Genomic DNA, 12,066 nt, shown 5'->3' with positions numbered 1-12,066 from the left:
GGTCTCGCGACCGAGCCCGCCGGTCCCGTGGACTCAGAGTCGGTCGGCGTCGATGATCGCCTGCGCGAAGGGCTGTGGCGCCTCCTGCGGGACGTTGTGCCCGATGCCGTCCAGCACCCGGTGTTCGTGCTTGCCGATGAACTTGTCGCGGTAGGGTTTTCCGTCCTTGGCGGCACCGTCGAAGTCGCTGCCGAGGGTGATGGCCGGGACCGTGATCATCGGGCCGGTCGCGAGTTGTTGTTCGTACTCGTCGTATCGGGCCTCGCCGGGGGCCAGGCTCAACCGCCAGCGGTAGTTGTGGATCACGATCTCGGCGTGGTCGGGATTGTCGAACGCGGCGGCGCTGCGGTCGAAGGTGGCGTCGTCGAAGTTCCACCGCGGGGAGGCCCGCCGCCAGATCAGCTTGTTGAACTCGTGGCGATTGCGGGTGTACCCGACGCGGCCGCGCTCGGTCGCGAAGTAGTACTGATACCACCAGCCCAGTTCGGCTTCCGGCGCCAGCGGCTGCTGCTGAGCCGCCTGCTGGGTGATGAGGTAACCGCTCACCGCGACGATCGCCTTGCACCGCTGCGGCCACAGCGCGGCGATGATGTCGACCGTCCTTGCGCCCCAATCGAATCCGCCCAGCACCGCCTGGTCGATCCGCAACGCGTCCAGGAAGTCGACGATGTCGCGCGCGATCGCCGACTGCTGCCCGTTGCGCACCGCCTCCGGTGACCGGAATGTCGTCGGGCCGTAGCCCCGCAGGAACGGGACCAGCACCCGATATCCGGACGCGGCCAGCAGCGGTCCGACATCGGCGAAGCTGTACGGGTCGTAGGGCCACCCGTGCAGCAGGACGACGGGTCGACCGGTGCTCGGCCCGAACTCGGCGTAGGCGATGTTCAGGGCGCCTGCTTCGATCTGCTTGATCGGGCCGAGCGTGGTGTGGGCGCCCGAGCCCGCCCGCAGATCCGCGCCGGGCGACGGCGGCGCGGGGGCCGGGTTCGTGGCCGGGTCGGTGGCGCAGGCGCTCAACGTGGCCACGGCCAGGCTCGTCGCGCCCGCGGCCAGCGCCCCACCGAAGAATCGTCTGCTGATATCCATCTGAGCTCCTCGTCCCTGGTCCGGTACGCGGTCGGGACCAGGGCCTACACCCGGGCGCCGTCCGCATCGCCGACGTTAGGCAGGGCGTCGGTGCGGCGGCGAGCGCCAGATGACGTAATCGATGTCGGTCACCGCAGGCGGGGCGTCGTGTCGTTCAGGGCCGGGAGCAGTGCGGCGAGATCACCGCGTGCGCTGATGCCGAGCTTCGGGAAGATGCGATGCAGATGCGTGCTGACCGTGCGATGCGAGAGGAACAGCCGCTGCCCGATCTCCCGGTTGGTCAGCCCCTGCGCCGCCAATTGGGCGATGCTCAGCTCGTGTGGCGTCAGCCGTTCCCGGGCCGCCGGACTGCGGTCCGGACTCGCTTCACCGGCGCCGCGCAGTTCCACCCGCGCCCGTTCGCTCCACGCGGCGAAGCCCAGCGCGTCGAAAATGTCACGGGCCGTCCGCAACTGGGTGCGCGACTCGACGATCCGGCGCTGCCGCCGCAGCCATTCGCCGAACGCCAGATGCACCCGGCCCCGCTCGGCCGGCCAGCCGGTGAGATCCGCCGACAGCGCCGCCGCGAACCGCTCCTCGACCGCCGCGGTGGCGAATACCGCTTGCGCGTAACGCATTCCGATCGCCAACGCAGGCGAGGGCGTCATCGCCGCAACCGGTGCCAGCTCGCGGGTCAGTGCGTGCACCACCTCGGCTTGCCCCGCCCGCACCGCCGCCTCGGCCAGCTCGGTCAGGAAGTACGCGCGCAGGAACGGCGCGTGCGCCGGGTCGCGCGGGTCGTGCAGCCGGAGCAGGTCGGCGCACGCGTCGTCGAATCGGCCCGTGCCGAAAGCGATGAGCCCGCGGGTGAGCTGCACGGTGGCCAGCACGGGACGCGCGCCCGCGGCGAGCCCGATCCGCTCCGCGTCCGCCACCAGTGCCGCCGCCTGCGGATAATCCCCACGCAGGGCGGCGATCTCGGCCTGCACCGCGGTGGCCAGGCCGTGCATGAACGGCTGGCCGGTTTCCCGCGCCAGCTCCACGGCCTCCGCGGCGACCGGGGCCGCCGCCGCGAGATCACCCAGCCGGGTCAGGCTCCAGGACTGCACGGTCAGCGCGCGCGGGAGCAGACCCAACTGCCCCGCGTCCCGCAGGCCGGGTGCGGCGGCCGCCGCGAACCGGGCGGCCAGGTCGAACGCGCCCACCTGCAGCGCGGCACTACCGAGAAACCGGTCCACCTCCGGATCCCGGCCCGCCTGCGCGGCCAGCCGCCGCAGCCGCTCGATGACCGCTGCGCCGCGATCGAACGGCGCCACGTACGCGTTGATCGCGACCATGCGCGGATCCTCGTCCGGAATCGGCAGCGCATCCGCGACCGCGAGCAAGGCGCGGCGGGTCTCGGGGCCCGGCTCGACCCAGAAGCACCGCATCGCCGCGCCCCACAGAATCCGCAAGGCGGCATCGGTGTACCCGTCAGCGGCGACAGCAGCGGCGAGTGCCGCCAATTCGCCGATACGCGCGGGACTTTCGCGTACCCCGTCGTCGAAGCCGCTGAGCAGCCAGGTGGCCGTGACCTGATGGCGCGGCGTCAGCGGCAGCGTGCGGGCCGCCGCGACCAGTCGTTCGGCGGTATCGCGGCGACCGGCATCGACCGCCGCTTCGGCGGCCCGCAACAGCCGGTCCGCCCGCCCTTCGGGGGTATCGCTCAGTGCCGCGGCACGTTCCAGCGCGGCGACCGCGCCGGCGCGGTGCCGGGCCTGCTCGGCGGCGGTCTCCAGCTCGACGGCGAGGCGCTCGTCGGGGCCGAGCGTGCCCGCCGCTCGATGCCATATCCGCCGGTCCGGCGCGGCGTCGAGCACCTCGGCCAGGGCCAGGTGGGCACGGCGGCGTTCCTGCGCCGATGCCCCGGCGGCAACCGCCGACCGTTGCAGCGGATGCCGGAACGTCACCGTGCCGGAATCCATGTCGATGAGTCCGGCGGTCTGCGCGGGCGCGAGGATATCGGGGTCGGCCGGGGCCCCCGCCAGAATGCTTACCGCGGCCAGTATTTCGGCGATCGAGTCGCTGTCGTTGAGCGCCGCGACGAGCAACGCGGACCTGCTCTCGGGCGGCAGCACGGCACTTCGTGCCGAGAACGCCCGCCCGAGGCGTTCCGTCACGGGCATAGGTCCCGTGAGATCCACTGTCGCCGTGGCCAGTTCGCTCAGCGCGAGCGGATTACCCTGTGCCGCGGCCAGGACTCGGCGGCGGACCGGCGCGGCCAGGTCCGGTGCGGCGGTGTCCAGCAGTGCCGCGGCGTCGTCGTCGGCCAAACCACCGAGCCGCAGCGCAGTCAGCCCCGCGTCGGCGAGCGGGGTGCGGCCCTCGCGCGAGGTCACGACGAGGGCGAGCGGCTCGGCCTCGATCCGGCGCGCGAGGAACGCGAGCACCTCGGCGCTGGCCGGATCGAGCCAGTGCACGTCCTCGGCGATGATCAGCAGCGGACGATCGGCGGCCGCATCCGCCAGCAGCGTCAACGCGGCCAGCCCGACCAGATAGCCGTTCGGCGCATCCGCGGCATCCGACATCCCGAGCGCGCTCGCCAGCGCCGCGGACTGCGGTGCCGGTAGTTCACCGAAGCCGCTGCGCAGGGGGTACAGCAGACGTTGCAGCCCGGCGTACGCCGAGTTCACCTCGGCTTCGGCTCCTGCGGTGCGCAGCACCCGCAGCCCCGCCACGGCCGCGGCGGCGACCGCCGCCTCGACCAGGGCCGACTTCCCGATGCCGGGCTCCCCCTCGACCAGGACGCCGGACTGTTCACCGGGCCCGTCCACGAGTGCGCGCAGCGCCTTCAGCTCGGTGTCCCGGCCGAACATCGGCATGCCGCGGTACCCCTTTCGCCAGGTCCGCGTCGATCTACGGCCCGCCCGCGACCTTACCGAACCGGAATTACGTCACCGGCAGCGTCACCCGGCCGATTCGGCGCCACCGCCGCGACAGCCACCGTCGAAGCATGGCTATCGTCCGTTTCCACCGCCTGCCCATCCTCGCGACCGTTTTCACGGGACCGGTCGCCGCGTGGCTCTGGGCCGAGACCGCCCTCTACCACGGCGTGCCGCACCACAGCACCTGGTGACTCGCTGCCGTGCGCCCGGAAAGTACCCATAACCGGCGGCGTAGCGTCTACGCCTATGGCAGCACCCAAGCACACCGGTCCGACGCCGGGCATCCGGCGACTGGCGGCGGTGTGCCGGACCGAGGTTCCGGTGCTGACCCGGCGGCTGATGGCGGCGATCTTCACCGATATCCCCGAATGGACGGATTACTCGCCCGTCAGCCGCGAGGATCTGCGTAATGGCTGCCGCAGCTATCTCACCCGGGTGCTGGACCTGCTCGCCGGCGACGTCACCGTGCCGGACCGCGACGACGTCGCCGCCGCCATCGGCCGCAACCGCGCGGCGCAAGGCGTGCCGCTCGAGGTGATGCTGCGGACGTTCCGGCTCGGCGGCCAGATCGTCTGGGAGGCGCTGCTCGACCGCGCCGGCGACCTGGCGCCGGGCGAGTTCCGCGAGATCGGCGCGGCGACCTGGTCGGTGATCGACGGCATGTCCTCGGCGCTGGTCACCTCCTACCGCAATACCGAACTCGAGCAGGTACGCCGGGACGAGCGCCGCAGGCACGGGCTGATCGAGGATCTGCTGGCCGGGCGCGCGCACGACGCGACCTTCGCCGCGCGCGCCGCCCGCGAACTGAACCTGCCCGCGCACGGCGCGTTTCTTGTGGTGGCGGTGCGCGGCACCCGCCCGGCCGTCCGGCTCGGCACCGAGACTGCGTTGGCGGCGTTGGGTATTCGCTCGGTGTGGCACGATCGAGTGGACGCCACGGTCGGCCTGGTTTCACTCGAACGGCACGACAGTTCCGCTGTGCTGCAACAGATCCGGCCGCGGGTCCGCGGCGGGGCCGCGGCCTCGCCACCGGTGCCGGGGTTAGCCCAGATCGATACCGCGCACGCGCTGGCAATGCTCGCGTTGGAGACATTGCCTACGGACGCAGAAGGTTTGGTACTGCTCGAGGAGCGCTATCCCGAGGCGCTGCTGCTGCGTTCCCCGGACCTCACCGAACTGCTGGTCACGCGCACCCTCGGGCCGGTGCTCGCCCTCCCCGAGCGCGAACGCGCGGTCCTGCTGGAGACCCTGACCACCTGGCTGGCCGAGAACTGTTCCGCCGCCAATGCCGCGCCGCTGCTGCACTGCCACCGCAACACCGTCATCAACCGGCTGCACCGCATCGCCACGCTGCTGGGCCGCCCGCTCGAGGGCCGGCGCGCCTACCTGGAGCTGTCGCTCGCGCTGGCCGCCGTCGAGCTGGGTGCGGCCGGAGCGGACTGAGCGCCCGCGCCGATTGTGCGCAGCGCCCATTTTCACGGCCTGATTTCTGGGCTTGCGGCAAATTGCTTGGGCAATCGCGGCCCACAAGACTCGACAGAACGACCCACGCCACAACCCGGCCGGGTCGCTAATCGTCGAGATGAGGAGCACCACGAGTGCCGGAATTCGATCTACTGGTGATCGGCGGCGGACCGGGCGGCTACGTGGCCGCCATCCGGGGCGCGCAGCGCGGACTCCGGGTCGGCTTGGTGGAGAAGGAACGCCCGGGCGGCGTCTGCCTGAACTGGGGTTGCATCCCGACCAAGGCGATGCTGCGCTCCGCCGAGGTCTTCCACACCCTTACCGCCGCAGCGGAATTCGGCGTCTACGCCGACAATGTGCGCTTCGACTTCGCCGCCGTGCGGCAGCGCAAGGACGGGGTCGTCAAGGAACTCACCGACGGCGTCGCCGGCCTGCTGAAGGCCAACGGCGTCACGGTGATCGAGGGTCACGCCCGGTTCGTCGGGCCGACCACGGTCGAGGTGCACGAGACCGGCGCGTCGCCCATCTTCGAGGGCGGCCCCCGCTACGCCGCCGCGCCGGGTGCGCCGGTACGGCAGGTCAGCGCGCAGGACGTGATCGTCGCGACCGGTTCGGTGCCCGCGCTGCTACCGATTCCCGGCGCCGACCTGCCCGGTGTCGTCACCTCCGACGGCGCGTTCGGGCTCACCGAGGTGCCGCGGCGCCTGGTGGTGATCGGCGGCAGTGCGGTCGGCGCGGAATGGGCCAGCCTGTTCGCCACGTTCGGCAGCCAGGTCACCGTGGTGGAACTGCAGGATCGCCTGGTTCCGTTGGAGGACAAGGAGATCGGCGACGCGCTCGGCCGCTCCTTCCGCAAACGCGGCATCACCGTGCTGACCGGGGCCACCGTCACCGCCATCGCCCAGGACGACGGCCTGCTGGTCTCGGTCGCCGGACCCAAGCCCCAGGACATCCCCGCCGACGTCGTGCTGGTCGGGGTCGGCCGCCGGCCCAACACCGCGGAGCTGGGGCTGGACGTGGCCGGAATCGGCACGGACGCCCGGGGTTTCATCGAGGTCGACGATCAGCTGCGGACCGGGGTCGAGCACGTCTACGCCATCGGCGATGTCACCGGCCGGGCACTGCTCGCCCATGTCGCCTCGCATCAGGGCCTCACCGCGGCCGACGTGATCGCCGGACACGACGCGCACATCGACTACACGGTGATCCCGGCCGCGACCTTCACCCATCCGGAGATCGCGAGCGTCGGGCTGACCGAGGCGGCCGCGCGGGCGGCCGGTCACGAGGTGATCACCGCCAAGTTCCCGTTCGCGGCGCTGGGCCGGGCGAAGACCTTCGGCGAGACCGAGGGCATCATGAAGATCGTTGCCGGGCAACAACATCGGGAAGTGCTCGGCGTGCACATCATCGGCCCGTCGGCCAGCGACCTGATCACCGAGGGCGCGCTGGCCATCTACCTGGAGGCGACGCTCGACGAGCTGGCCGACACCATTCACGCCCACCCCACCCTCGGCGAGATCGGCATGGAGACGGCGCTGGCCGGGCTCGGACTGCCGGTGCACATCGCGCCGCGTAAGCGTTAGGAGCCGCAGATGACCACCACGAGCGCTCCGCGCAAGACCACCCGGCGGGCCACCAAGCCCGCACCGGTCACCGCCGAATCCCCTTTCGCCACCGAGGATCCCGCGGTTCTGCGCGGCCTGTTCCGCGACATGCTGTTCGTGCGGCGCTTCGAAGAGCGCACCGCACAGAGCTACCAGCAAGCCAAGATCGGCGGCTACTGCCACCTGAACCTCGGCGAGGAAGCCACCGTGGTCGGCCTCGGCGCCGCGATGCGGCCCACCGACTACCTGTTCACCAACTATCGCGAGCACGGCTACGCGCTGGCCAAAGGCATCGAGCCGGGCCGGGTGATGGCCGAGCTGTACGGCCGCGCCACCGGCACCTCCAAAGGCTGGGGCGGCTCGATGCACATGTACGACACCGCGACCCGGCTGCTGGGCGGCTACGCCATTGTGGGCGGCCAGGTTCCGCTCGCCATCGGCGCGGCACTGGCCATCGATTACCGCGGCGGGGACGACGTGGTGGTGTGCCAGATGGGTGAGGGCACCACCAATATCGGCGCGTTCCACGAATCGCTGAATATCGCCGCCCTGTGGCGGCTCCCGGTGGTCTTCCTGGTGATCAACAACCAGACCGGCATGGGCACCACGGTCGAGAACTCCTCGGCCGAGCCGGATCTGTGGAAGCGGGCCGCCGCCTACCGCATGCGCGGCGAGCGAGTGGACGGCACCGACGTGCTCGCCGTGCGCGATATGGCGAGCGAACTCATCGAAGCCGCACGGCGCGAAGGGAAACCGGCGCTGCTCGAGGCGGTCAGCTACCGGCTCAAGGGCCACTCGGTGGTCGACCCGGCCAAATACCGCAGCACCGAAGCGGTGGCCACGGCGCGCGAGCACGATCCGATCGCGCTGTGGCAGCACCGATTGCTCGCCGCCGACGTGCTCACGGATCAGTCGCTGGCCGAGATCGAACGGGAGGTGACCGAAAGCGTGGTCGCCGCCGTGGAATTCGCCGACGCCAGCCCGCACCCGGACCCGTCGAGCCTGTTCGACTACAACTACGCCACGCCGGTCCCGAGCGACTCCCGCCGTCTGCCCGCCGACCCGCTCTTCACCGCCTGAGGACCAACTGTGTCTACCCACCCCGCCGGCTCCGCAAGCACCGCCGGCAACCATCCCCCAGCGCCTGTCATGACCTATCGCGAAGCGCTGCGCGAAACCCTGCGTGAGGAGATGCGCCGCGACGACGACGTCTTCCTGATCGGGGAAGAGATCGGCGTCTTCGAAGGCTCCTACAAGATCACCGCCGGACTGCTCGCCGAATTCGGCGAGAAGCGAGTACGCGACACTCCGATCGCCGAGGAAGGTTTCGTCGGCGCCGCGATCGGCGCCGCCATGCTGGGCCTGCGCCCGGTGGTGGAGATCATGACGATCAACTTCTCGCTGCTCGCGCTGGACCAGATCGTCAACCACGCCGCCAAGATCTACGGCATGTTCGGCGGGCAGACCAGCGTGCCGATGGTCATCCGCACGCCGGGCGGCGGCGGCCAGCAGCTCGGCGCGACGCATTCGCAGAACATCGAGCTGTACTACGCCTTCGTGCCCGGCTTGAAAGTGGTGGCGCCCAGCACGCCCGCCGATGCCCGCGCACTGCTCAAGGCCGCGATCGAGGACGACGATCCGGTCCTGTTCCTGGAGAACCTGTCGCTCTACAACACCAAGGGCGAAGTGCCGGTGGACCTCCCGGCCGCGCAGATCGGCAAGGCCGCGATCACCCGGGCAGGCACCGACATCACGCTCATCGGCTACTCCCGGATGGCCACCGTCGCCACCCAGGTCGCCGAACGCCTTGCCGCCGAGGGAGTTTCCGCCGAAGTGATCGACCTGCGCAGCCTGCGCCCGCTGGACCGCGAGACGCTGATCGCGTCCGTGCGCAAGACCGGCTGCGCGGTCGTCGGCGAGGACGACTGGCTCACCTACGGTATCGGCGCCGAGATCGCGGCCTCGATCTCCGACGGCGCGTTCGACTACCTCGATGCCCCGGTTCGTCGCGTCGCGATGGCCGAAGTTCCGCTCCCCTACGCGAAACCGCTGGAGAAGCTCGCCCTGCCGTCCGCGGATTCGCTCTACACCGCCGCGGTGGAAACCCTTGCGGCCGTTGGCCGGAGGTCCTGACCATGCCCGAAATCACCATGCCCCGGCTCTCCGACACGATGGAGGACGGCGTCGTCTCCGCCTGGCTCAAGCAGGTCGGCGAGCCGATCACCCGCGGCGAGGTCGTCGCGGAGATCGAAACCGACAAGGCGCTCATGGAGCTCGAGGCGTACGAGGACGGCGTGCTCGAGCAGATCCTCGCCGCGCCCGGCGTGCGCGTGCCGATCGGCGAGCCCATCGCGATCGTCGGCGACGGGAGCGGCACTACGGCAACCGCTGCGCCAGCGGCGAATTCGGCGGCCGTGGCACCACCGGCGGATTCGGCTGCGGCGGCACAACCAGCCGAGACCGCCGCGGCGCAAACCGGTCCGGCCGACCCGGTCCAGGAAAAGCCTGCGGCGCAGAGTGATCCCGCGGCCGGCCCGGACGAGCGCAAGAAATCCTCTCCCCTGGCTCGCAAGATCGCGCGGGAACTGGGGGTCGATCTCGCCGCGGTCGTCGGCACCGGCCCCGGCGGCCGAGTCACCCGTCAGGACGTCGAAGCCGCGCACCGCCAGATCGCCGCAGCCGGCACCACCGCGGCGCCCAGCCCTGCCGCCGCGCCCAGTCCGGCCGCCGCGCCCAGCCCAGCGGCCGAGGCACCCGCCGCACCGGCCTCTGCCGCATCCGCACCGAGTGTCGTTGCCGCACAGCCCGTCCCGGCGACGGACTACGAAGAGATCCCGCTCACCACCATCCAGCGGGTCTCCGCGGTCCGGCTCGCCGAGAGCAAGCAGCAGGCCCCGCACATCTATCTGACCAGCGCGATCGACGTGACCGACCTGCTCGCGTTCCGCACGCAGCTCAACACGACGCTGGCGGCCGCGGGCGAGGGCAAGGTCAGCCTCAACGACCTGCTGGTCAAGGCGGTCGCCACCACACTGCGCAAGGATCCCGCGGTCAATGTCAGCTTCGCGGGCGACAAGCTGCTGCGCCACAAGGGGATTCATCTCGGTGTCGCGGTGGCGACGCCGGCCGGCCTGCTCGTGCCGGTGCTGCGCGACGCGGATCGCAAGAGCGTCTCCGAGCTGGCGGCCGAAACCCGGGACAAGGCCGTCCGGGCACGCGAGCGCAAGCTCCGCGCGGACGAGATGTCCGGTGGCACGTTCACCATCTCCAATCTCGGCATGTTCGGGATCGAGCAGTTCACCGCCGTCATCAATCCGCCGGAGTCCGCGATCCTCGCGGTCGGCGCGGCGGCCGACGAAGTGCGCCTCGCCGACGCAGCGGTGGTGACCCGCAAGATCCTGCGCGTCACCCTGTCCGCCGATCACCGCGCCATCGACGGCGCGGTCGCCGCCCAGTTCCTCGCCCACCTGAAGGACCTGCTCGAGCAGCCGCTCCGCATCATCGCCTGACGTCCGAACCGCCCGCATCCCGCGCCGACCAACCGGCCGGCACGGGATGCGGGCGTTTTCGTGTCCGGATACTTCTTGCCTCTGGCAACTGTTGCAGTATGCGTCTATCGTTGGTTTGGACGGACGCCCAAGGCGATCGACCAAACAGGATGGGAGCCGAGCTGTGGTCACTGCGGCGGAGCAGGGACAGGAAACCCGCGCCAAGCTCATGACGGCGGCGGTCGAGCTGATCGCCGAGCACGGCTGGGGCGCGGTGACCACCCGGATGGTGGCCGAGCGCGCCGCGGTGCGGCCCGGGTTGGTCCACTACCACTTCCGCTCGCTGACCGACCTGCTGATCGACGCGTCGCTCCAGTTGGCGCGCACGCAATACGACACGGTCATGGCCGGGGTGCTGGCCATGCCCGGCATCGCCGCGATGACCCGGATGCTCAGCGTGATCGGCTCCTACACCGTGGCGGACCAGTCGACGGTCGCCATGAGCGAGATGATGCTGGCCGCGACCCGGCTGCCCCGACTGCGGGCCGGAATCGGCGCCTTGCTCGCCGAAGCACGCGCCGCGACCACCGCGTGGTTCGCCCGGGAGGGCACCGCCGACCCCGAGGCCACCGCGGCCATCGTGCTCGCCCTGGTCGACGGCCTCATCCTGCATCGCATGATCGACCCCGATATGGCCGCCGTGCCACTGACCGGCCCGCTGCTGCGCGCGGCGGGTCTGCCCCAAAATTCCGAGAGCGAAAGACCTTCCGATGATCGAACACAGGAACTCGAACGCAACGGAGAATAACGCCGCACGCGGCGGTGTCCGACTGCGCGGGGTGCGCAAGACCTACGGCAGCGGCGAGGCCGCAGTGCACGCGCTCACCGCTGTCGACCTGGACATCGCACCCGGCGAACTGGTCGCGATACTCGGGGCCAGCGGCTCGGGCAAGACCACGCTGCTCAATATCATCGGCGGCATCGAGTCTGCCGACGACGGATCGATAGTCGTTGCCGAACAAGATATCTCGACCGAGAAGCCGGCCGCTCTCGGCGCGTTCCGGCGCGATCACATCGGGTTCGTCTTCCAGTTCTTCAATCTCGTCGCCGGCCTCACCGCCCGGGAGAATGTCGAGGTCATCGTGGAGTTGACCGGTCGCGGCGATCGCAAAAAGGTGCTGGAACTGCTGTCCGCGGTCGGATTGTCCGATCGCGCAGACCATTTCCCCGCGCAGCTGTCCGGTGGTCAGCAGCAACGGGTGTCCATCGCGCGGGCACTGGCCACCGACCCGGATCTGCTGCTGGCCGACGAGCCCACCGGCGCACTGGATGTCGCCACCGGTCGCGGCGTCCTCGAACTACTGCAACGCACCAGCCGAGCGGGGCGCGGCGTCATCATGGTGACGCACAACGAGGTCGCCGCCGAGATCGCCGATCGGGTGATCCGGATGCGCGACGGCGAGATCGTTTCGGCCGAGGTCAACACGCGACCGGCCGACGCCTCGACGATCAGGTGGTGAG

At 70.7% G+C, this 12,066-nt stretch carries 10 protein-coding genes; 8 read left to right on the top strand and 2 right to left on the bottom strand.

Translation table 11 applies throughout. The features are described 5' to 3' along the window. Positions 1-33 precede the first annotated feature (33 nt). Positions 34-1,086 (bottom strand): alpha/beta fold hydrolase, encoded by a 1,053-nt coding sequence (locus NVU01S_RS00465; protein WP_043681353.1) that lies wholly within the window; start codon positions 1,084-1,086, stop codon positions 34-36. Positions 1,087-1,214: 128 nt separating this feature from the next. Beyond that, entirely contained in the window at positions 1,215-3,926 is a 2,712-nt protein-coding gene (locus NVU01S_RS00460; protein WP_043681351.1) for an AAA family ATPase, read from the bottom strand. A gap of 131 nt (positions 3,927-4,057) precedes the next feature. Between NVU01S_RS00460 and NVU01S_RS45195 the strand changes: the two genes are divergently transcribed. The 8 genes from NVU01S_RS45195 to NVU01S_RS00425 all read left to right on the top strand — a co-directional run bounded on the left by NVU01S_RS45195 (position 4,058) and on the right by NVU01S_RS00425 (position 12,065). After that, positions 4,058-4,180 (top strand): hypothetical protein, encoded by a 123-nt coding sequence (locus NVU01S_RS45195; RefSeq protein ID WP_280140890.1) that lies wholly within the window; start codon positions 4,058-4,060, stop codon positions 4,178-4,180. A gap of 55 nt (positions 4,181-4,235) precedes the next feature. Next, a complete protein-coding gene (locus NVU01S_RS00455) occupies positions 4,236-5,432 on the top strand; it encodes a PucR family transcriptional regulator (protein WP_043681348.1) in 1,197 nt (398 codons plus the stop codon). A gap of 155 nt (positions 5,433-5,587) precedes the next feature. After that, positions 5,588-7,036, top strand: a complete 1,449-nt coding sequence (gene lpdA / locus NVU01S_RS00450; protein WP_063048027.1) for a dihydrolipoyl dehydrogenase — start codon at positions 5,588-5,590, stop codon at positions 7,034-7,036. Positions 7,037-7,045: 9 nt separating this feature from the next. Further along, positions 7,046-8,137, top strand: coding sequence for a pyruvate dehydrogenase (acetyl-transferring) E1 component subunit alpha (gene pdhA / locus NVU01S_RS00445; RefSeq protein ID WP_043675214.1), 1,092 nt, complete (start codon positions 7,046-7,048; stop codon positions 8,135-8,137). A 69-nt stretch (positions 8,138-8,206) separates the two neighbouring features. Continuing rightward, on the top strand, positions 8,207-9,190 hold the full coding sequence (locus tag NVU01S_RS00440) for an alpha-ketoacid dehydrogenase subunit beta (protein WP_043675217.1): 984 nt from the start codon (positions 8,207-8,209) through the stop codon (positions 9,188-9,190). A gap of 2 nt (positions 9,191-9,192) precedes the next feature. After that, a complete protein-coding gene (locus NVU01S_RS00435; protein ID WP_175068854.1) occupies positions 9,193-10,566 on the top strand; it encodes a dihydrolipoamide acetyltransferase family protein in 1,374 nt (457 codons plus the stop codon). Between the two features lie 163 nt (positions 10,567-10,729). Then, positions 10,730-11,353, top strand: coding sequence for a TetR/AcrR family transcriptional regulator (locus NVU01S_RS00430; RefSeq protein WP_052280899.1), 624 nt, complete (start codon positions 10,730-10,732; stop codon positions 11,351-11,353). Beyond that, positions 11,316-12,065, top strand: a complete 750-nt coding sequence (locus NVU01S_RS00425) for an ABC transporter ATP-binding protein (protein WP_052280900.1) — start codon at positions 11,316-11,318, stop codon at positions 12,063-12,065. The genes NVU01S_RS00430 and NVU01S_RS00425 overlap by 38 nt, the downstream gene beginning before the upstream one ends. Position 12,066 lies beyond the last annotated feature (1 nt).

Origin of the sequence: Nocardia vulneris (assembly GCF_001613425.1) — a bacterium.
GTDB lineage: Bacteria > Actinomycetota > Actinomycetes > Mycobacteriales > Mycobacteriaceae > Nocardia > Nocardia vulneris.
The sequence above is the reverse complement of the archived record's forward strand: the minus strand, read 5'-3'. Positions and strand labels throughout refer to the sequence as shown.